This window comes from Mesorhizobium sp. L-8-10, from assembly GCF_016756635.1.
Lineage (GTDB): Bacteria > Pseudomonadota > Alphaproteobacteria > Rhizobiales > Rhizobiaceae.
The window spans coordinates 7,186,777-7,209,561 of the sequence record NZ_AP023263.1 but is presented as its reverse complement, the minus strand read 5'-3'; the positions used below and the strand labels follow the sequence as shown (position 1 = coordinate 7,209,561).

Here is a 22,785-nt window from a genome sequence, read left to right as displayed (position 1 = left end):
TAGCATGGGTCATCCAGATGACACTGAAGGTTAAGCGCCCGTCTCGCGTATCCCGTCCCTTGGCGATCAGAAACTCCACTACAGGTGAACGGCTATGGGAATTTGCATCTCCAAATCCTCCGGATCGACTCGACATGCCACATATGACACGGAAGAGTCGCAAGGCAGACAGGCGCCCTCCCGGAGCCGGCACCCTTGACGGAAGCAGAGGAGGGATTCTCCGCAGAATCTCGACTCGATGAGCCGCTGCGCGGATTGGCGCAGGACTTTGACGATACAGTTTGATGCGAGGCTAGTGTGGACCAGCGAAAAATTACATCCCGTGTAACAGCTTTGCCGCAGGTGCAGGACGCCGGCTTGGAAGAGGGGCAAGCGGTCCAGGCCCGGCAAGTGGGCTTTGAGCAGCACCTTGCCGAGGCCCGGAGGCTGTTCGATCAAGCTGACGAGTCGCCAACCAATCCAGAGGAGCTTCTGCGACTGGAACAGGGGTTCCGCGAAGTGCTTCAGCGACGGCAGGATGATCAAGTGGCCGAGGCGCTCCGGCCGCTGTTCGATGATCGAGCTGACGAGCCGCCAGCCAATCCAGAGGAGCTTCTGCGACTGGAACAGGGGTTCCGCGAAGTGCTTCAGCGACGGCAGGATGATCAAGCCGTCTCGTCTTTTTTCAGCGACCCAGGGATGCCCGCTGGACCGGGTGACCACAACAGCATCGTGACGGACGCTTTCGCAGCGGCCGGCTCTGGGCACGCCGGAGTTGAGGCCGCCGCCCCGCCAGTCTTGGCTGCCAGCCAACAGCAGATCCGGCCCTCGCCGGATGCGCTTGACCAGGGCAACCACCTGCCACCCCAGGGGGGCATCATCAACAATGAACATTCGACGGCGCCGTTGCGGCCAGCGAAGAGGCAGAGGGCCGTGGATAGGCCGCAAGCCGTCGCCATTCAGCAGCAGCTGAGCGAAATCGGCAATTCAGGCGGCCGCGTGCCGATACAGCCCCCCACGCAGCAGTTGGGTGAATTGCCATTGCAAGGGGTACCGGTTCAAGGGACAGGGTCCGAACACATCGGAAGGCTGCATGCGGGGGCCGCGCCCTCAGCAAGGTCCGAGGCGCCCCCGGCTGCGATCGAGGACTCCATAAACGTTTCGTTCGCCGTCCCCAAAGACTTTTCCCATGGGACTCAACGCGTCCCAGACGCGATGCTCCCTTTCTTGGACCGCCCTGGCCCCTTGCCGGATGCTGGCCAAGCGCGGCAAGCGGGCTTTGAGCAGCACGTGGCCGAGCCGCGCCGAGCCGACCCGGTTGCGAGTGGCGCCCGTGCTTCCCGCTATCACCATCTGTCCGACGAACACCGCGACCTTATTGATAGAGCGATCGCCCACTCCCAGGAAAAATATAGCGAGACCACGGCCCGAAAATACACGTTTGCACTTAGCCGGTTGGCGAATGATCTCAGCGCTCGTGGCCAAGCAATCGATCTAAGAAATCACAAATCCCTGGTCGATCACGTCGGTGCTTTCTTTCCGAAAGACGTTGATATGAAGAGCGCTTTGAAGGCCCTGCGTGCGTATCATGAGCCGGGCTATTCAGCGACTGCTGGCGGCCCTGCTGCCAGCTATCCCCATCTGTCCGCCGAACACCGGGACGTTATTGACAAGGCGATCGACCGCGCTGCGGCTCAGCAAAACCAGAGCGCGGACACGCTGCGAATATACTCGAATGCGCTTCGCCGATTGGCGAATGATCTCGGCGCTCGTGGCCAAGCGACTGATCTAAAAAATCACCAATCCCTGGTCGATCACCTCGATACTTTCTTTCCGAATGACCAGAACATTAAAACGGCGTTGAACGTCCTACGTGCGTATCATGATCCGGGCAATGCCGCGACTGGCTGGTGGCCAGCGGCGGTGCCGTCAAAGGCAGATGCGCGTATCCTGGAAAAATTAAGCAGTGACAGCGGGTTGGCCTTAAGCACCCGTGTCGTCTATGGTCGTCTTCTTCGCAGATTTTCTGAGGAGCTCGAGAGTCGGGGCCAGACGATCTCTGGGCTGGATCACAATTCGCGGACCGAACTCGCCGAGGCGTTGTTTCCAGGCAACAAGAAACTCCGCTTCGCGCTGCAGCGGGTTCACAATGCGGAGGTTCCCGAGGCCTTGCGGCCGCTGTTCGATAATCGAGCTGACAAGCCGCCAACCAATCCAGAGGAGCTTCTGCGACTGGAACAGGGGTTCCGCGAAGTGCTTCAGCAGCGGCAGGGTGATCAAGCCGCCTCGTCTTTGTTCGGCAACCCAGGGATGCCCGCTGGACCGGAGGATCCTAACAGAAGCGTGTCGGACGCTTTCGCAAGCTCTGGGCACGCCGGAGTTGAGGCCGCCGCCCCGCCAGTCTTGGCTGCCAGCCAACAGCAGATCCGGCCCTGGCCGGATGCGTTTGACCAAGGCAACCACCTGCCACCCGAGCGGGTGATCATCAACAATGAACATGACACAGCGCTGTTGCGGCCAGCGGAGAGGCAGAGGGCCCTGAATACGCCGCAAGCCGCCGCCATTCAGCAGCCGCTGAGCGAAATCGGCAATTCAGGCGGCCGCGTGCCGATGCAGCCCCCCACGCAGCAGTTGGGTGAATTGCCATTGGAAGGGGTACCGGTTCAACGGACAGGGTCCGAACACATCGGAAGGCTGCATGCGGAGGCCGCGCCCTCCGCAAGGGCTGAGGCACCCCCCGCTGCCATCGAGAACTCCATAAACGTCTCATTCGCCGTCCCCAAAGGCTTCTCCCATGGGACTCAACGCGTCCCAGACGCGATGCTCTCTTTCTTGGACCGCCCTGGCCCCTTGCCGGATGCTGGCCAAGCGCGGCAAGCGGGTTTTGAGCAGCACGTGGCCGAGCCGCGCCGAGCCGAACCTGTCGCGAGTGGCGCCCGTGCCACCGGCTATCGCCATTTGTCCGACGAACACCGCGACCTTATCGATAAGGCGATCGCCCACGCTGCGGCTCAGCAAAAATATAGCGAGAGCACGGTCCTAAAATACAGGTATGCACTTCGCCGATTGGCAAATGATCTCGGCGCTCGTGGCCAAGCGACTGATCTAAAAAATCACCAATCCCTGGTCGATCACCTCGATGCTTTCTTTCCGAAAAACGATGATATGAAGAGGGCGTTGAACGTCCTGCGTGCCTATCATGAGCCGGGCTATTCAGCGGCTGTTGGTGCCCCGGCTAACCGCTATCCCCACTTGTCCGACGAACACCGGGACGTGATTGATAAGGCGATCGCCCATGCTGAGGCTCAGCAACACCATAGCGCGCCGACGCTCCGAATATACTCGAATGCGCTTCGCCGATTGGCGAATGATCTCGGTGCTCGTGGCCAAGCGACTGATCTAAAAAATCACCAATCCCTGGTCGATCACCTCAATACCTTCTTTCCGAAAGACACTGACATAAGGGATATAAGGCCGGCGTTGAACGTCCTGCGTGCGTATCATGAGCCGGGCTATTCAGCGACTGGCCGGTGGCCAGTGACGGTGCCTTCAAAGGCAGATGCGCATGTCTTGGAACAAGTGACCAGTGACAGCAGCTTGGCCCCAAGCACCCGTGTTGTCTATGGTCATAGTCTTCGCAGATTTTCTGAGGCGCTTGACAGGCGGGGCCGGACGATCTCTGGGCTGGATCATGATTCGCGGATCGAATTCGCCGAGGTGTTGTTTCCAGGCAACGATTATCTCCGCTGGGCGCTTGAACGGGTTCGCGATGCGAAGCCTGCGTCAGACAGGATCGTGGCGGACGCTTTGGCAGCGGCCGGCTCTGGGCACGCCGGAGTTGAGGCCGCCGCCCCGCCAGTCTTGGCTGCCAGCCAACAGCAGATCCGGCCCTGGCCGGATGCGCTTGACCAGGGCAACCTCCTGCCACCCGAGCGGTTCATCATCAACAATGAACATTCGACGGCGCCGTTGCGGCCGGCGGAGAGGCAGAGGGCCCTGAATACGCCGCAAGCCGCCGCCATTCAGCAGCAGCCGAGCGAAATCGGCAATTCAGGCGGCCGCATGCCGATGCAGCCCCCCATGCGGCAATTGGGTGAATTGCCATTGCAAGGGGTACCGGTTCAAGGGACAGGGTCCGAACACATCGGAAGGCTGCATGCGGGGGCCGCGCCCTCAGCAAGGTCCGAGGCGCCCCCGGCTGCGATCGAGGACTCCATAAATGTTTCGTTCGCCGTGCCCAAAGGCTTCTCCCATGGGACTCAACGCGTCCCAGAGGCGATGCTCTCTTCCTTGTACCATTATGGCCTCTTGCCGGACGCGGACAAGCCGGAATGGAACTACGAGATTAAAGGCCACGGCTACACCGCCCGGAGGCCAGAGGAGGGCAACGACGTTTGGCTCCTCCATCGCGGAGCGATAAGGGAAGCTGGAGCGGCAGCAGTACCGGCAAGGGCTCCGGGACCCGCCTTGCCAGCGACCGCCAGGCTCTCAGACACCCATCTCGGGGTTCCGTTGGTCGATCTGACCACCTCCTCCGATGCACACATCGAAGCCCTTCCGTCAGGCTCGTCCAATCTCCCCCGGGGGGCGGTGCTCGGGGCCACCCAACTGCTGGGCGACGAACATATCCAGAGGGATTACGAATTCCTCGAGCAGCAGCTGCAGCAGGCCGATCCAGCGCTCGCCGCCCGGACGCGGCTGGTCGATCCGTCGGTCTCCCATCTGCTGCGCCACATGGAGCAGCAAGACGCGCGAGGCACATTGCAGTCGATTTATAATCGAAACGCCGGCCCATCCGACTTCCTGTTCGTGCCAGTGAACGATGGGGTGGGTATTGACCGCGGCACCCATTGGTCGCTGCTCCTCGTAGATCGCCGCGATCCGGAAAGAGCGGTCGCCTATCACTACGACTCCATCCAGCAAAATGAACAGCGATACAACGACGCGCCTGCACGAAAGCTCGCTACAAGACTGGACGCGACCCTGGTAACACCCGACATGGCGCAGCAGAAAAACGCTGTTGACTGCGGCGTCTTCGTGGTGGACGGCACGCGCGAGCTGGTTCGTCGATTGGCGAACGAAGAGCGGCCAGACCAGCAGCTGCCGCTGCACCTCAACTACCTCGTCGCCGATCGGCAGGCGCTGCAAAACCGACTGAGAGAGGGGCGCTTGCCGCACGAGCTTGCCGCAAGCCCTGCCGAAGCTTTGGCAGCACCCGGGTCGCAGGTGCAACACGCCGCCTTGCAAGAGCAGCAAGCCAGACAGGTCGCGCCAGCGCCGTTGGAACGGCACTTGGGCAAGACGCGCGAGGCCGAGGACAAGCTGACGAGTACACTGGACAGGAGCAACCGCGTGAACAGCGGGGGCGTCGTCATCAACACTGAACGTTACACAGCGCCGTTGAGACCGGCGAAAAGGCAGAGGACTGACAATTCGCAAAGCCTCGCCATCGGGCGGCAGCCGAGCGAAGCAAACACAACGTCCATCGGCCAAGCCTCCGATCAAGCCCGAGCGGACCTAATGGCTTCCTCCAGAAGCAGAGAGCGCTCCGACGCGGGACGTTGAGCTCGATGGCTGGGATGAACCAGAACAGCTCTTTGCCGACGGAGAGGCTGATGCGATCTCCGGCCCGGTAGCTCTCGCCGTAATTGATCAGGCTGGCACTGTTGGAAGGCGATGTAGGCCTGGAACTCGCCGATTGGGGGTCAGGAACTTGCGCATGTTCGACTAGCCTGTGTCGAGACTTTCCGCGTCGAGCTGCAGCTCGGCGATTTCGTCACAGATGCCATTTGATCCTGCGCAAGGTTGCAAGCAGGTCCTGTCCGGTCTGCTCGTCGTGGTTGTCGAGCCCTTGCACGAACTGGCGAAAAACCGTGATGCGCATGGTGATATGGAACCAGTCGAGGACATGCTCGCGCCGGTGCGATCATTTCCGCGAGCGAGCGGACTTCTTCCCCCCGTCGGTGATTAAGGTAATATCCTGATTGGCCCGGACGCCCTGCTTCTTGAGATGGTCGAGAATGCGCCGTTGCAGCTCGCGATCATAGCCGTGGACGAAACCGATGTAGCGCGGAGCGCCGTCTTCAGGCAGCGAGCGGCCTACGATCAGCTCGAATTTTCTTCCGGTCGTCACGGTGGCGGATGTACTCGGGAACCGGGCAGGTTCATCCAGTCGCGCGGGCTGCCGTACATTGCGCGCTTGAGGGTCTTGAGGCGGTTGATCTGACCTTCGGCCTGTCCGTTGCTCCAGGGCAGCTCGATGGCGTTGTTGTCGGAATGATGTCGGAGTCGATTGCATCGTCGATCTAGGGGGCCAGTGTTTCCGACCTCCTGCTCCAAGGATACCGTTGAAGCGCATTGCCAAGGCGTCGCATCTCGGCGAATGCGTCAGATCCCTGCTTCAGGGCATCGACTTTCCTTGCTTGTCGAGGCGTCAGCAGGCCTCTTGGCTTTATGTACAGCGCCGCGGCAACAACTGGCGAAATCGCGTGGCCGGTATCCGGATCTCGAACGGGTCCCGAGCTGATCGCCATCGAAGGAACATCATCGGCGCGCACTCTTTCGGCCCGCCGCCAAGCTCCCAGCAGTCGCTCCAGATTGGAGAAGCTGCCGGTGTAGCCGCGCTGCTTGACATCATGAAAAAGATGCCGTCCGCAGCGGTTCCCTTACTTCCAGCATTGGGCAAGGAACGTTTCAAAGCACCATGGTGATGTGGGGTTCAATGCTGCTCGCCGCCTATCTGGTAGGATAGACCCTCCTGGCGTAAGGACTATGCGCGAGACGGGCACGCCGGCGATGTGTCGCAGCGTCGACAATAGCGTCCTCGGACAGGATGGGTCTTCCTGAAGCACGTCCACTAAGGCTCATCTGTTCCTCGATTGCCGTACGAAGATTCTGGACCAGATGAAACCGGTCGGCCACCTGGTGAGCCTGCGGTGCGCCTTCACGGACGGCCTGCGCATACAGGCGGCAGCGGTCTCGGCTGACGACCTCGACGGAGGGATGATTCCGCAGCCACCTGGCTGCGCTATCGACACTCCGATCATGGCCTAATCGGCCCCAAGCTGCGATTTTGAGTTGTGGAACGTTGCCGGAACGGATTGACCGGTATGGCGTCGGCGCTTGAGAATTCACTCTTGGAAGAGGGAGTGGATGTATGGGTTTGCGCGTTTCGCTCGAGGTGTTGACCGGGGCGTGGAGCCTCTCTTTTGCCGACATCGACTTTTTGAAGGTCAAGGCGGCCGGGTCGAGGCTTGGACTGGCGGTTCAACTGAAGTTCTTCGCCGCGAACGGATATTTCACCACCGCGGCGGCTGAGGCCCCCGATGACGCGGTTTCGTATCTGGCCGAGCAGCTTGGCGTCAGCAAGGCAGATCTCTGCCGGTATGATTTTTCGGGGCGTTCAGGGCGGCGCCATTGCGCCGAGATTTAGCGCCATCTTGGTTTCCGCCGGATGAAGCGGGCGGATCGAGCCGCACTTGCGAGCCGGATAGCGACGGAGCTTTGCCCTGGGGGAGCATCGGTCGCAGCGATGATGGAGGCTGTTTTTCTGTTGTGCCGGGATCGCAAGATTTTCGGTCCGTCGCGCAAGGAGATGGAGCGGATAGCTCGCTCCGAGCGGCAACGCTTTCTGGAATCCTTTCTTGGCGGTGTTGCGGATCGGCTTCGCCCGGAAACGGTCGCGCTGATGCAAACATCGCTGGCCGATCCAGATAGCCCGACCGGGTTCCATACGATCAAAGGAGATGCGGGTGCAGCCACGCTGGACAACATGCTTGCCCTGGCTGATCGGCTTGCCTTCATCAAGAAGCTGGATTTACCGCGGGATCTTCTATCCGCTGCCGGCAAGACCTGGATCGATCAGATCGTTCGGCGGGTCGGCGCCGAAAAAGCGTCGGAGATGCGCCGCCACGCCCCGAGGCGGCAACTGGGGCCTCCATACCGTTTTCCTGATGATGCGGGAAACACAGATCATCGACGGCATGATCGACCTGCTGGTGGAGACCATCCACAAGATCGGGGTGCGTTCGAAGCGCAAGGTGGTGGGCGGCATCGCGCGTGACATCGAGAAGGTTTACGGCAAGGAGCGGCTGCTGGTCGATATCGCGGGTGCCGCGATCGAGGCGCCGGGTGGCCGGGTCTGCGATGTGATCTTTCCGGTAGCGGGCAAGGAGAAGCTTGCGGCGATCGTCAAGGAGCATCGGGCGAAGGGCACGCTCGAACGGCGCATCTACCAGGTTATGCGTGGATCCTATGCCGGTCACTATCGAAGAATCCTGCCGAAGCTTCTTTCGGTTCTGGAGTTTCGTTCGAACAATGCCGTGCATCGGCCCGTGCTTGGGGCGTTGGACTGGATCAGGCGGGCCTTCGAAACCGGTTGCCGCGTGGTGCCGCGGAACGGGGTGCCGATCGAAGGCGTCATTCCGCCGAAATGCCGCGGCGCGATCATCGGCAAGGACGGACGCATCAACCGGATCAGCTATGAACTGTGCGTGCTCAGTCAGTTGCGCGACCGCATCCGGGCCAAGGAAATCTGGGTGGTCGGGGCGGACCACTATCGCAATCCGGACGACGATCTGCCCAAGGATTTCGAGAGCCGACGGGCGGCCTACTACAACGCGCTCAACCTGACGTCGGATGCGCGAGCTTTCACGCGCAAAATCCAGGCCGAGCTTGAGCGGGAATTGCGGCTGCTGAATGCCGAACTCCCCCGCAACGACAAGGCACGCATTCTCTGGCGCGGCGAGAACCGCATCTCGATCACGCCGTTCCAGCCGCTGCCGGAACCGCAAGGCCTACGATCGGTCAAGGCCGAGATCGGCCGGCGTTGGCCGATGACGGAACTGCTGGATGTGTTGAAGGAGACGGCGCTCGACACCGGCTTTCTGGACGCCTTTGAAACGTCGGCTTCCCGTGTGGCGCTTTCGCGCGGTGCGCTCGACCGGCGTCTGATCCTGTGTCTTTACGGGCTGGGCACGAATGCCGGCCTGAAGCGCGTGGCGGCCGGATGCCCGGATGTCAGCTACGAGGAACTGCTTCATGTTGGCCGGCGCTTCATCCATCGGGATGCGCTGGAGGCGGCCTGCGGACGTGTTGCCAATGCGACGCTGGCAATCCGCAACACCGCCATCTGGGGCGAAGCCGGCACGGCTTGTGCCTCGGATTCCAAGAAATTCGGCGCCTGGGACGGCAACCTTATGACCGAATGGCATGTCCGCTATGGCGGTCGCGGCGTGATGATCTACTGGCACGTCGAAAAGGGTTCAACCTGCGTCTTCTCGCAACTCAAGCGGTGCTCGTCCTCGGAAGTTGCTTCGATGATCAAGGGCGTGCTTCGGCATTGCACCGACATGGAGATCCAGCGGCAGTATGTCGACAGCCACGGCCAGAGCTCGATCGGCTTTGCCTTCTGCCATCTGCTCGGGTTTGAACTGGCGCCACGCCTTAAGGCGATCGCCCGGCAGACGCTGGCGCTGCCGCATCCAGGCCTGCGCGCTTGCCCAATCTGCTTCCCATTCTTTCCAGCGTCATCAACTGGGAGGAGATCGAGCAGAATGCACAGCGGGTTAGCCGATCCCGAAGCGATCCTGCGCCGCTTCGCCCGCGCCGAGGTGATGCACCCGACCTATAAGGCACTCGCCGAACTCGGCCGGGCGATCAAGACGATCTTCCTTTGCCGGTATTTGCGCCACGAGAAATTCCGCCGCGAAATCCACGAAGGCCTGAATGTGATCGAGAACTGGAACAGCGCCAACAGCTTCGTCTTCTTCGGCAAGGGTGGCGAGATCGCCTCGAACCGGCTCGATGAGCAGGAGATCTCGGTGCTGGCCCTGCATCTGCTGCAGGCGTCGCTTGTCTATGTGAACACGCGCATGATGCAGTCGGTGTTGAGCGAGCCGAAATGGTCGGCGCGGCTAACGCCGGAGGAATATCGCGGCCTGACGCCGCTGATACGGTCACGTCAATCCTTATGGCCGCTTCAACCTCGACCTGAACAGCAGGATCGATTTTGAGCAGAAACAAGCGGCGTGAAGCATCGAAGGGAATGGTAGAAATGCCTGTATCGAAGAAGCCCCGAAAGAAGGCAGTGGCGAAATCCAAGAAGCCGGAAAATGACAATGCTCTGCCTCCGATGCCGGACCGGCGCGGCATGGAGGGGTTCATGGCAGGTCTTTTCGGCGGAGGGCGTGGGAGCGACCCGACGGACGCTGCGCAAGACATCATGTATGAGGCTTGGGAAGCAACCAGTCGCAGCAAGCGTATTACGCTGGCCCGGAAAGCGCTTAAAGTCTCGCCGTTGTGCGCCGACGCCTATGTGCTGTTGGCCGAAGAAGAGGCGGGGTCTGTCGAGGAAGTGCTGGACTATTACCAGAAGGGCGTCGCGGCGGGTGAAGAGGCGCTGGGCCCTGACGGGTTTGAGGGATATGCCGGTCGCTTCTGGGGTTTTCTGGAGACGCGCCCCTACATGCGGGCGCGGGCAGGTCTTGCCGCGGTACTCTGGCGGCTTGGTCAGCACCAGGAGGCCATCGACCATTATCAGTCAATGCTCAAGCTCAATCCGAATGACAATCAGGGCATCCGCTACGTGCTGGCCGGGCATTTGCTGGCGCGCGACGATATCAAGGCCCTGAGGAAGCTTCTCAAACAGCACGAAGACGATGGCGCTGCTGCATGGCTCTACACGCGGGCACTTCTTGCCTTTCGTGAAAACGATCCGGGCGCCGGCAAGCTTGCCGAGGAGGCCTGGCTCGCGCACAGCCATGTGCCTGGCGTCCTTTCCGGCAAGCAGCCTTTGGTTGCTTCCATCGACGGCTATATCACTTTGGGGGGGGGGAGGATGAGGCAGCTGACTACGTCGACGAAAACGGCCAGGCCTGGCAGGCCACGCCCGGTGCAGTCGCGTGGCTGGCGGAGGTTACCAGAAAGCTGAAACCACGACGACGGCGTAACTGACCACCGGAACCGATGGGCGTGTTCTAATTTGGGTATACCCGGCCTGAACACCCCCCATGAACACGTCGCAACCGGAAAGCCTGTATATTTTGGGCTCAATCTTCGTTAATGAACAGAGCATCGCGCCGGCACACCCAAAATGAACAGTTGCATGACCCGCATCGGATACGCCCGCACCTCCACCACTGACCAGAACCTCGCCGCGCAGATCGTCGCGCTCAAGGCCGCCGGCTGCGAGGTCATTCGCGAGGAGCAGAAGAGCGGCTCTACCCTGGAAGGCCGTCCGCAACTCAACACCATTCTCGACTTCATTCATGCTGGCGAGACGCTTGTCGTCACCCGGATTGACCGCCTGGCCAGATCGCTGCGCGACCTGCAGATGATCGTGGACAAGCTCAAGACGAAGGGCGCGCATCTCTCCGCGACAGAACAACCTGTCGATACGTCGACCGCCGCCGGTAAGGCCTTCTTTGACATGCTTGGTGTCTCTGCCGAGTTCGAGACCAATCTGCGGCGCGAGCGCCAGGCGGAGGGAATCGCTGCCGCCAAGAAGCGCGGCACATACAAGGGCCGGCCGCCGAAAATCGACCGCGACACGATCCAGCAAAGGCTTAAACAGGGTCAGGGCCCAACACAAATCGCCCGCGATCTCGGCGTCTCACGCGGTACTGTCTATCAGGTGAGGAAGGGCAAATGACGAAGGGCAGGCTCATAACCCGTCTGACGCCAGCGACATGCGAAGAGATCCAGACCCGCATGCTCGAAGTCTGCCAGAAGATCGCTGAGGACCACGGCCTGGTCATCGAGGGCGCCGGATGGCGCGGCACGGATACCGGCTTCTTCTTCGAGCCCGTGTTCCGCGTCAGCATTCCCGCTTCCGACGGCACCGCATTCAATCTCGAAAAAGACAGGTTCGAGTTCTTGGCAGAGCACTTCGGATTGGCCCCTTCGGACTTCGGACGCGAGTTCCGCACCGGAAGCGAGCGATTCCGGATCACCGGCATCGATCCAAAGCGGCCACGCTACCCGATCTCCGCTGAGCGAATTCCCGACCGCAGAGGGTTCAAATTTGCCGCCGAAAACGTCGAGCAGATGCAAGCTCCCACCCCGTCGTTGTCCGCGCCGCAGCGCGGCGCACAGCCCAGCTCGTCGCAGGAGCTTCCCGCAACCCCAGCTACGCCGAGCTCGGGAGCTTGGGATGGGGACAGGCTTAGGGAGCAGACACAACAACCCGAGTCATCATCGTCAGCCGACGCTGCGGCGTCAAACATGTACGACCGCCTTGACCCAGTGCTTGATCCGAATGCGCTCACAGTGGCTAAGTTGAGCAGCGATGCGCAATCTGTGCTGGCGCCTGGCGTTGCTAGACCGCCTTCGTTCGTTGGGCCAGCAGGCCCCCCGACCTACAGGACATCGGACCTATCGTCGGCAAGGGCTGGCGCCACGGCTCCCAACCGGCCTCGAAGATCCTGATCGAGGAACTGGGTAAGATCAATCTGCTGCCGAACCAGTTCGGCCCAGCCCAGTTCGCGATCAACAGAGAGCACTACTCCGCCACGTTGGGTCGGGAGGGCGCAGGGACGTTCGCCTCATCCATCATGCTCGCTCCGGGCAGATAAATGAAGCTGGTCCGTCACGTCAGCCGCCGCGTCTGGAGGCCGGAGCACAGGTACCTGCCGGCTGGAGCACCGCGAGTGTTGGCTATCCGGTGCCATCCACCCCGAAGCTGCATGCTCATTATGCGCCCGCGCTTCCGAGCACATTCTCCGCTGATCAGATCGGGGCGTTGAAAGTCTCGTCCTCCGACCCGAGCGGGCGGACGCTCGGCGCCAGGGAATTCCTGGGCGATCAGCACATCCAAAGGGATTACGAGCTCCTGGGAGAGCAGTTGCAGGCGCGCGATCCAAATCTCGCTGCTCGGACGCGGCTTGTCGATCCCCTCATAGCCCATTATCATCTGCGCCTGGGCGAAGTGAGCGAGGCGCAGCGCGCATTTCGGCGCATCGTCCAAGATCCCAATCGTAATGACACCGCCACTTCCTGTTTCTGCCAGTGAGTGATGCTAGCCGTGCCGATCGTATGGCCCGCGGCACCCATTGGTCGCTGCTGCTCGTTGATCGCCGCAACCGGCAAAGCCCGGTTGCCTATCACTACGACTCCTACGAGGGAGGCAACGACCGCCAAGCTGCGATGCTCGCAACGCGGTTGGGCGCCAACCTGCAACAAGCGAGCATACGTCAGCAGGAGAACAAATTTGATTGTGGCGTTTTCGTCGTGGACGGCACCCGGGCCCTTATTGAACGATTGGTGAAGACGGACGGGCAACACATAGCAGATCTCAACGACCTCGTCCCCGATCGCCGGGATTTGCAAGGCCCACTCAGAAATTTTCCTGGCCGCGGTTGACGGCGACCAGAGCAGCTCTCGCGATCAGCGCTTGTCGCGGCGAGGCGGTCGCACGCAAGCAGGGCCAGCCATCTGGCTCGAAGCTCGACCCGCACGAACGCTTCATTCTTGGCCTGATTGAGGAGACGCCGGACATCACGCTTGCCGAGATCGCCGAGAGACTGGCGTCCGGGCACGGCGTGCGGGTTGTTCCTTCAACGGTGTGGATGTTCCTCGACAAGCGCGGCGTCACGTTCAAGACGTATGCCCGCCCGTCGGCAAGAGGTTTATTTCTGATGGCGGCTGGTCTGCATCAACGTATACGGCGTGTCGGCTGAGGGCCTGGGCCGGTAGCGCGACGCCGTTGCTGCGGAAGAATATTCTACACCGGCGCCCTTCCGAGCGAGAATAGCTTCGCCATCACGAGAAGTCCCGGCGGTACCGCCAGCGGCAAGTTCACGCGCCACTGGCGGGTAATCGCAGCAAAAGCCTTAGCATCTGTCGCCTCACTCTTCAAAGCCAAGCGGCACGGCTCTGCCAACCTTCGTCTTTGCCTCGTCAGAGCATATTCATCGTCACGCATCATCAGCGTGGCTTCGCCGAGGCTTGTCCACAGCGTTCTCGCTCACCGCCGCAGCTGGCCCGAGATAGGGGCAGCTCCCGGACGTCTGGCGGAATAGGTGAACGCAATGCGACTCCAGATAGACCCAGGTCAGAGTCACGTCAGGTGAAGGGGATATGTTCGATCCCAGAGCGCGCAGGTTGGGCAGATCCGCGCTTTGCGGGTTGTGGAGGGCGCCGTGTGCGCCACGCATTGTAATCGGCGCGCATTCTCGCCTGGAGACGGATTATGACGGGAGTTGACCGGCGTTTGAATGCGCCTAGCGGATCAGGCACGCACCGGGCTGAATCGGATCATGGCGGTGGTCAAAAAGGCTCGACCTTCAGTTCTGTCGTTCAGGGCTTGCGCTCTGAAGATCGAGAGTTAGGGGCATCCTCAGCTGAAAGGCCACCTTCGGCCAGCGATGTCCGGCGCCGCACGTCCGGCGATCCCTCCGTCAATAGGTGTGACGGCCAGCCCGTTTTTCGCGACTTGCCGCATCTGGGAGCGACAAATCGGCAAGAAAGTTCGTCGCGTTCCGGTGCAGAAGTCCGCAATGCCGATCAGTCCAGGAGTTCACAACAAAGTGGTCCTTCCTCGCGCAGGCAGCCCGTGTCGGGCCTGGATCGCAGACCAAAAAGGCGGCGCCTGGACGATGTCGCCGCGCAGAGCGTGCAAAGTGCAATCTCAGAAGAACAATCTAACAACGCACTACACGCCATTTGTTTTGCCCGTGACATTGAGGGGTTCTCGCGTGCAGTGGTGGAGCATGACAGACGGCTGCAAGGGGCGGGCGACGAGGTCCATGCAGCCTTCCTGCAAAAGGCCGCCGCCCAGTTCAAAGCTCAATTTGTCACATGCTTCGAGGACAATATCCGCCGCGGGCAATCATGGGGCTACGCCACCGCATGCAATACGGTGAGTCGTGAGGCTGGAGGTCAGGAAGGTGTGGAAGCTTGCAAGGCGATGGCAGCTCGGGTGTCGCAGCTTCCTAGTGCGTTAATGTGCGAAGTAGACCCCAAAGCCTTTTCGCTCTTTTCGGCATCGTTTGGTCGGCATCCGCAGTCGAGAACATGCCGAAATGGAACGATCAGAATCGCCGAATTTTGCCGCGATGAGGGCAGGACACTTGGCGTACTGCAAAGTCAAAGTCTGTCGTTGCTGGTGAACGGTTTCAGCAAGTGGCCGCAGCGGTCGGAAACTCGTGACGGTACGGAAGCCGTCGCCAGTGAGGTCCGTCGTCGCGAGGACCGCCGTTTCGGGCTCTCTGATTTTAGGGAGCAGCACCTGGCTAATCTGGTGAACGGTTTCAGCAAGTGGCCGGAAAAGGAGTGGTCCCGCCAAGCCACCGGAACGATTGCCGGTGAAGTCCTTCGCCGCCGTAACCTCGGGCTCTCAACTTTTAATCACCAGGACTTGGCCAACCTAGTGAACGGTTTCGGAAAGTGTGCCCAAGAGGAGGTCTGTTGCCAAGCCACAGTTGCGATCGCGGGCGAGGTCCTGCGCCGCGACCGCCGTGCCCGGCTCTCCGAATTCACCCACCAGGAACTGGCGAACCTGGTGCAAGGTTTCAGCAAATGGCCGGAAGAGCAGGCGTCCCGCGAAGCCGCCAGTGCGATGGCCGGTGAGGTCCTTGGTCGTGACCGGCGTGCCGGCGTCGCTGATCTTAATCCCCAGCACATGGCGACCCTTGTGAACGGTTTCAGTAAGTGGCCGATAGAGGAGCGGTGTCGCCAAGTCACCGGAGCGATTGCCGATGAGGTAGGTCGCCGCGCCGCCCGCGGCAGGTTCGGGCTCTCTGATTTTAATCATCAGGACTTAGCGAACCTGGTGCAAGGTTTCAGCAAATGGCCGGAAGGGGCGGTCTACCACCAAGCCACAGCCAATATCGCCACAGAAGTCTCTCGCCGCGCCGGCGAGCAAGGGCTGTCTCATTTTACTCCGCAGGAGCTGGCTAACCTAGTGAACGGGTTCGGCAAATGCCCGGACGATGCCGACTATCATCACGCCACAGTCGCGATCGCCAGTGAGGTCATCCGCCGCCGCGCCCAACTCTCTGCTTTCAGTCATCAGCACTTGGCAAACTTGGTGAACGGTTTCAGTAAGTGGCCACAACAGGCGGACTGTCGCGATGCAACACTGGCGATCGCCAGCGAGGTCTTTCAACGCGATGACCAGTTCTCTCATCTTACTCAGCAGGCACTTGCGACATTGGTGAACGGTTTTAGCAAGTGGCCGGAAGAGGCGGCGTCTCGCCAGGCAACAGTCGCCATCGCCGGGGAGGTCACCCGCCGCGCCGGGCGCGGCGAGTTCGGGCTCTCTGATTTCAATGACCAGGACCTGGCGAACCTGGTGAACGGATTCGGCAAGTGGCCGGAAGCGGCGTCGACTCAGCAAGCCACAATCGCTATAGCCAGCGAGGTCCTTCGCCGAGGCACCCGACTCCGTGACTTTACTCACCAGCACCTAGCTAATCTGGTGAACGGTTTCAGCAAGTGGCCGGACGGGGCGGACTGTCGCGACGCCGCGATCGCCATCGCCGGTGAGGTCATTCGCCGCGGCGCCCGACTCTGTGAGTTTAGTCACCAGCACCTATCTAATCTGGTGAACGGTTTCAGCAAGTGGCCGGTCGGGGAGGACTGTCGCAGAGCCGCGATCGCAATCGCCGGGGAAGCCCGTCAGCGCCAGCTCTCCGATTTCGCTCCGCAGGGAGTGGCGACCTTGATGAACGGCTTCACCAAGTGGCCGGAAGAGTCGGCGTGCCAGCAGTCCACGATGGACATCGCGCGCAGATTGGGTGCTCGAGAGCTACGATTCGGTGTGTTCACGACAGCTCAGCTAAGTATTCTCGCCAATGCTTTGTCGCGAATGATCATGAAGGCAGAAGACACTGGGGATATTACGGACGCGGCTCTGCCGAAGGATCGCTTGCACAAGCTCGCTCATTACCTGCACTATGATGATGATCGCCTGGCGCAGGCTGACGTTCTAGACATCACAACCGTTTTCAAGGCACTTGGTAAGGCTCGGCTGTCTGATGATCTCGGTTTGCTCGCACCGACAGGCTTGAACCGCCTCTCGGAATTGCGTCAAGCCCCTGATTTTACGACCCACAACGATCTGGAAACCATGGCTAATCTGTGTGCATCTCTGCTGCCGCTGGCTCGCAGCCCACAGAGGCCGCTGCGCTCGCACCGCACGCAGGCCCTCAATCTGCTCAACGACCTCCAATCCGTGCTCGAGCAGAAGATCGAGGCGCATCTGAACGCAAGCGATGCCGAGCGGACCCGTGGACCGCTTGCCAGCCGCCGCCCCGCTTTATCGATCTATCAGACGCTTAAGGCCCGTGCGGTCCTGGAGAGACTATTCAGGTCACCGTATGTCGAGGGCAAGAGGTCCGACTTGCGGGTGAGGCAGCAAGCGCTGGAGCGCAAGACGAAGGAGATCCTGGACAGCACGCGCGGCCTCATTGAAAGCGACCTTTCCAGCATGAGCTGGAACCTGATCGCGCAGATCGAGGCGGAGAATCCAGTGGATGCGCTGGACTTTTTCATAGAGCAGGATGCGGCGACGATCCAGGGGCAACATCCAGCATCGGTCTTCGACGTGTATCAGGTCCTGCGAACCATGGATCACGAGCCAAGACCGCCGCAGGGTGACGCAGGACTGATGCAGTTGCCGGTAGTTGACATGCAGGGACGGCCGGTGGCCACCGAGCCGGAGAGACGGTATTCGATATTTCAGCGCCTGACTGCCGGGGCTTTGCCAGTCGTTGCGGTCCAGATGCCAGGAACGCCGAGCGCCTTCATGCTGGCGCGTACGGTGAACGTCAACGGTGTGCCATACCGCATGGACCTGTTCGGAGGCAGCAAGTTAAAGCCGCCGCGATTGACCGTGTCTCAGATTGCGGCCCGTGCTCCAGGCGAGCTAGCTAAGCTTTCCGGGGGAAAGCTGCTGGCGATTCCGTATGTCGATACCGCACCGGGCACCGCCTTCGAGCAGCTGTCTCGGATTTGGGCCCCTTTCAAGGAGGCCTATTATTATACCCAGCGCAGGGGTTTTGCGGCGCCACCGGCGATCAAGGGCCTGGGAGTTCACGACTACGCGCTGGAAGGCGCCTTCAAACTGTCGCTGCTGCCGGACCGTCCCGCCAACCAGGAGCATCCCTTCAAGCTGAGGGGGCCGGACGGTCCCATTGCATTGCGACCGCATGACGGCTGCGGTTTCATCAGGGCCTCGCTAGCCAACCTTATGCCAGCTGTATGTCGCGCCGGCGAGCAGGGTCCTGATCAGATGTCTGCCTTTGGTGAGGGAAGGAAATCATCCCTGCCAGTCTCGGCGCTGCAACACTATCCGCGCTGCGACCAAGTGGCGGATGAGGTCCGTGAAAAGGCCACGGCCTGGCTCGAGAGCCAACAAGAGCCAACGTTGACCACCGAAGAGCTGTTTAGAACGGTGACGGCCGGACACATCGATGGTCCCGGCGCGGTTGCCGTACCCTCCAACGATGAGTGTCTCCATGTGCCGACGCTGAAGAGCGAAACATTGACGGGGACGAGCGGCGTGCTGGTCGGGCGCTCGCCCTACGATAAGCCGAACCTGCGCCCGTTTGCCGCCGAGCGGGTCAAGTTGGCCGTCGACGGCGATCCGACCGCTGTATTTCTCGATAACTGCACGGCCATTCAATACAGCTTCAATGTCGCCCAGAAGTCGGGGAGGGAACTGGCCGCCGACGATCCGACTTTCTTTGCCAAAGGCATCCTGATCGTTGTACCGGATAAGATGTGGCCGGCCGCCTACGCCGACCGTGCGCTAATCATGTCTGCCGAGGACGTCAAATGCCATGCGAGCTGGACCACGAGCAAGGACCGCGTCAAGGTGGACACGACGGTCGACTGCCTCGGCATCCTGCAGGCGACCGAGGTGTTTGCCCCGGGCTCGTTGGTTGCCGTCCCAACTGGTGAACAGAAGAAACTTGACGGCGACTTCGACGGAGACAGCCTCGTCATCGTCGGCGACCGGCCACAGCTTTACGAGCATGTCAGGCAATTCGATCAAGAGGAGCAAGCTCGCGGATTGCGCTCGCTCAAGCCGCCAAAGTCGCACACGCCGGCGATTGAGGATGGTCGCTACAAGTTCGGGCGCGCCAGCCAGATCCTCGCCGCCACGCGCAATGTTCTGGAAATCTATACTTGTCTGCAGCGAGACTTTCTCGCTCAATCCCATGAAGCCCGACAGTGGTTTGCCGAGCGTGCCATCTTCGGCACGTACGAAGGCATTCACCAAGAGCTCAAGCGAGACATCCGAGGCGTGTTGGAGCAGGAACAGGTCAGTGCTCAGAACGTCCAGGAGACGCTTGAAAAGGCGCGGCACGACATCCAACTGGCAGACCATCCGGTCGCGCGCGAGATTGCTGAGTTGCTCCACGCTGAGCTCGAGACGTGGGCCGCGAGGCTGGATGAGCAAGCTCTGCCCGAACAACTCCTGCCCGAAACAGTCGTCAGCCTGAGCGAGGCACCACTCGCGATGAGCCAACCGCTTTGCGAGCTGTTCCCGGAGCTGGCGGAGATCTATTCGGCAACGGCTCAGCCACGCGACCGCGTCCAGCTTCTTGTCGACCGTTACCCTACGCGCATTGCCCCGCGACCGGATGGATACAATCCACACGACCTCGTGCGGAGTGCAAAGAATCTCCTGAGCCTCGGTATCAAAGTCGGAACTGACGCATATAAATCGGACACTGGGGCCCACATCTTTATGTTCAAGAGCAGGCAACTTCGGCGCCTGCTGCAACAAACACCAGGCTCGAAATCGGTGCCCTACACCAAGAGCATTGCGGCTACCCTCAACCAGGGTCGGTTTGATGTCGATGCCACATTGCAGGATCTTCAGGACAATCCGACGCTGGCGGCTTCAGTTATGCAAGCTTCGATCAAACTTGCTGCCGAGCGAGGCTTTCTGCCTCAACCCTCGGCTCGAGGGGCTTCTGCCGATGATTCAGCCACGACGATGACCTTGACTCCCGAGCTGGCCGTACAGCGAGCTCAAATGGAGGCTTGCCGCGCCCGAGCCGAAGAGAAGGACATCACCCCGATGGTAATCTCGGTTGCCGAAGCCCTCAGGAGAGCCGATATCAACGTGAAGATGCCCCATCTCGCTGAGCGTTTGAGATCGGAAAGCTCGATGACAGGCCAGCTCACCGGGATACAGGCCCCGTTTGAAGCCGGCGCCCAGCTGATCAACAACGCTGTACGCCACTGCTTCCAACTCCCTGATAGAGATTTTACCCGTGCCTTCAAGAAAGCCATTATAGCCTTCGACGAGAGCGGGTATTCTGAGGTCAGCACGACCAACTGGTTCAGGACGCGATCGCCGACCTTCGTCGGCATCAAGACCGTGCTCGCCACGCCGGGGGGCTACCGCTTCGAGGTGGAGTTCCACACTGCAGACAGCTACAAGACCAAGATTTACAATCACGACACCTACAAGGAGCTGCAGGAGCTGCAGCGAGAGAGCCAAGATCCACTGGATCAGTCTATAGCCGAGCAACTCTTGGAGCGCGTGCGACAGGCCTGCAACAAGGTCATCATCCCTCACGAGGCCATAGAGATCCCCCACTGGGAAGCCCACGCCGATAGCACAGTTGGTGCCAGCCTACGTCGTCGGTTGCAAGTCGCCCCGCCGAGACGAACGGAGCGCTCCCCGATCGCAACAGAGATTCTTGGCGCGTTGGGCGCGCGGTCGATCGTGCTCGTCGGCGTGAAAGGCGCAGGGAAATCCAGTTTGGGCCGTGCACTCGCCAAACGACTAGGAATGAGGTTCGTCGATTCCGATAGAAAAATCGAGGCGAAGACCGGCAAGTCCGTAGCTAAGATCGTCGCTGAGGATGGGGAGGCCTATTTCAGAGATCTTGAGGTGAATGAGATCAGGCAGTCACTCGAACTGGGGTCGGCGGTGCTCGCAACCGGCGGTGAAGCGTTCATGATCGAGGAGATCCGGCATTATGTCGGGGAGAAAGCCGTCTCGATCTGGCTCAATACCAGCGAGGACGTGATCAGGCGGAACCTGAGAGATAACATCAGAGGCCCAAAGGTGCAGACCGCCGACCAAGCCCAGACCATCACAGACCTGATGCATGTGCGGAATCCAATCTATACACTTGCCGATCTCACGATTGCCCCGCAGCATGAGCGGGATCTCAAGAACGCGAATGCTTGCCTGACCGCGCTGCACGCCTATGTTTGCGGTGGGGGCAGGGCGGTACCCAAGCTCGTGACCTCATCCGGGGTCGTACCATGACGGCCCCGTTCAACTCGGCCGCGTGCGGAAACGGGAAAGACGCTGATCCAGCAGACCCCTTGGTGATCTCCAGCGCCTCCGCTCACTGAAATCGGCACCGTGGAGCATATGATAGCTGAACGTCCCGGCAAAAATCAGAGGAACCTACCTCAGACACCCGCCCGAAATCGGCGAGCAGATTGTCTGTCAACCCATGGACATCGCGAAAGTCTTGACCAGCTGACTGGTCGGCATGAGCAGCAAACGCCACGTCCGGCCGCAAAATCAACGGCGGCCGTCAGAAGGTCGCCGAGTGGATGTGGCACGAACTCGGCGTCATCGACCTGCGCGAATGACCGCTATCGCATTTGTCCCAAGCCCGACCACGGCCGAGATGAAGCCGCGCCACAGGGTTGATGCTAGACGGGCGCCGATCAGTGCCGCAATTCAGCCGGGCAAGCCTGGGCAACGTTTAGGTGCGGCGAGATAATGTCGGATGGGAGCCGTTTGGTTTCCAGCGCATCTTGCGGCCATCCAGTAGGCGAGCGTCTCTCAGCGAGATTATGTGGCGGAGCCGCCCTGGAGCGCGAGGTGTTCTGCGGAGAGGAGAATGGAACCGATACTGATCGGAAACTTTTGGCAACGAGTCTGCACCAATCCGAAATGCCGGCGCGACGCTCCCTTATTTGCCGCACCCGAGTTGGTGCGCGACGAGGCGGTGCGCGGACGGCATCATTCCCCAGCATCTATCATCCCGAGCGGTGATAATCGGCTGCAATTTCGTGGTCAAGAATCGAGGCCAGTGACAGCAACTCGGCCGTCACCTCCTAATGGCCAAGAAGGGAGATGCTCTCGGCCGCCCACCCAACCGCCGCTATAGGCTTGGCCCTGTCGACCGCCGCAATATCCACAACGTTCTGGATGGGCGTGCAATACGCCGGTGCCTACTCGGTATCGTGCAGCTTTACAACAGGCCGAGTCGAGAACCTGACCAAAAACCGTGTCAGCTTGCTCTTGAGGCCTTTGCACCTGATTGCCAGGGAAAACCGACGGTTGGTTCGATCCGACACTGACCTGTGTGATTGGGGGCTTGGGTTACGAGCCGGTGCCGGACTGAACCGTCTCCGAGGACGACGGTTATCTCGTGGCACATTGGGGCACGTGGCGGCGTTGCCCATCGCCCCAGGTGTCGCAGAAGCGGTCAACGATTGCACTTCATGGTCAGGCGGACCTGATTTGAGGCTGAAACCAGGGAGGCGTCGGTACCAAGCATCAGCCTCACAGTGCGATCTGGGGGGTGAATATGCGGACAATCCAGGATGTGGATTGCTTACATCCGAACAATCGATTTGCTCAAGTCGCTTGTCGAAAGCTAACCCCTACGGGTCATGGAATTATGGGCTCTGGAGGGCAATGTCGCTTGGCGAATGCAGGGGCCGCCACATCGGCAGGATGCGCAGACGAATTGAAGGCGGAGTGGCATCTTGGCCTGCCCAAACGACGCTTCAGCCCATCACAGGTTCTACCTCGCCTACTACAGGCGTACGGCTCGCATGATCCTGCGACTAGCCGTCCCAAAGAGGATTAGG

11 protein-coding genes and 2 pseudogenes are annotated in these 22,785 nt (G+C 60.6%); 10 read left to right on the top strand and 3 right to left on the bottom strand.

Annotated features, from left to right (window positions below):
• Positions 1 to 333 precede the first annotated feature (333 nt).
• Positions 334 to 5,544: a Ulp1 family isopeptidase gene (locus JN280_RS33600; protein WP_446720858.1), complete on the top strand. Its 5,211-nt coding sequence runs from the start codon at positions 334 to 336 to the stop codon at positions 5,542 to 5,544.
• 46 nt (positions 5,545 to 5,590) lie between these two features.
• Here JN280_RS33600 and JN280_RS33595 read toward each other — a convergent pair.
• A pseudogene (locus JN280_RS33595) lies at positions 5,591 to 6,156 on the bottom strand (ISKra4 family transposase); the annotation flags it as partial.
• Between the two features lie 6 nt (positions 6,157 to 6,162).
• A pseudogene (locus JN280_RS33590) lies at positions 6,163 to 7,023 on the bottom strand (transposase); the annotation flags it as partial.
• A 112-nt stretch (positions 7,024 to 7,135) separates the two neighbouring features.
• Between JN280_RS33590 and JN280_RS33585 the strand changes: the two are divergent.
• The 5 genes from JN280_RS33585 to JN280_RS33565 all read left to right on the top strand — a co-directional run bounded on the left by JN280_RS33585 (position 7,136) and on the right by JN280_RS33565 (position 11,629).
• A complete protein-coding gene (locus JN280_RS33585) occupies positions 7,136 to 7,411 on the top strand; it encodes a DUF4158 domain-containing protein (protein ID WP_010913953.1) in 276 nt (91 codons plus the stop codon).
• A 99-nt stretch (positions 7,412 to 7,510) separates the two neighbouring features.
• Positions 7,511 to 8,041 (top strand): hypothetical protein, encoded by a 531-nt coding sequence (locus JN280_RS33580; RefSeq protein ID WP_202308627.1) that lies wholly within the window; start codon positions 7,511 to 7,513, stop codon positions 8,039 to 8,041.
• Positions 7,932 to 9,992, top strand: coding sequence for a Tn3 family transposase (locus tag JN280_RS33575; RefSeq protein ID WP_202308625.1), 2,061 nt, complete (start codon positions 7,932 to 7,934; stop codon positions 9,990 to 9,992). The genes JN280_RS33580 and JN280_RS33575 overlap by 110 nt, the downstream gene beginning before the upstream one ends.
• A complete protein-coding gene (locus JN280_RS33570; RefSeq protein WP_202308623.1) occupies positions 9,989 to 10,909 on the top strand; it encodes a tetratricopeptide repeat protein in 921 nt (306 codons plus the stop codon). Before JN280_RS33575 ends, JN280_RS33570 begins: the two co-directional genes overlap by 4 nt.
• A 174-nt stretch (positions 10,910 to 11,083) precedes the next feature.
• The gene (locus JN280_RS33565) at positions 11,084 to 11,629 is read left to right on the top strand and encodes a recombinase family protein (RefSeq protein ID WP_202308621.1); all 546 of its coding nucleotides are present in this window, start codon (positions 11,084 to 11,086) and stop codon (positions 11,627 to 11,629) included.
• Here JN280_RS33565 and JN280_RS33560 read toward each other — a convergent pair.
• Positions 11,608 to 12,030: a hypothetical protein gene (locus JN280_RS33560; protein ID WP_202308619.1), complete on the bottom strand. Its 423-nt coding sequence runs from the start codon at positions 12,028 to 12,030 to the stop codon at positions 11,608 to 11,610. The two genes, JN280_RS33565 and JN280_RS33560, sit on opposite strands and share 22 nt — an antisense overlap.
• 688 nt (positions 12,031 to 12,718) lie before the next feature.
• Between JN280_RS33560 and JN280_RS39695 the strand changes: the two genes are divergently transcribed.
• The 4 genes from JN280_RS39695 to xopAD all read left to right on the top strand — a co-directional run bounded on the left by JN280_RS39695 (position 12,719) and on the right by xopAD (position 21,217).
• Entirely contained in the window at positions 12,719 to 12,988 is a 270-nt protein-coding gene (locus JN280_RS39695; RefSeq protein ID WP_244742452.1) for a hypothetical protein, read from the top strand.
• Positions 12,989 to 13,011: 23 nt separating this feature from the next.
• Positions 13,012 to 13,338: a Ulp1 family isopeptidase gene (locus JN280_RS39690; RefSeq protein WP_244742449.1), complete on the top strand. Its 327-nt coding sequence runs from the start codon at positions 13,012 to 13,014 to the stop codon at positions 13,336 to 13,338.
• The gene (locus JN280_RS33550; RefSeq protein WP_096453910.1) at positions 13,335 to 13,655 is read left to right on the top strand and encodes a helix-turn-helix domain-containing protein; all 321 of its coding nucleotides are present in this window, start codon (positions 13,335 to 13,337) and stop codon (positions 13,653 to 13,655) included. Before JN280_RS39690 ends, JN280_RS33550 begins: the two co-directional genes overlap by 4 nt.
• Positions 13,656 to 14,530: 875 nt before the next feature.
• Positions 14,531 to 21,217: a XopAD/skwp family type III secretion system effector gene (xopAD, locus tag JN280_RS33545; protein ID WP_244742444.1), complete on the top strand. Its 6,687-nt coding sequence runs from the start codon at positions 14,531 to 14,533 to the stop codon at positions 21,215 to 21,217.
• Positions 21,218 to 22,785: the final 1,568 nt, after the last annotated feature.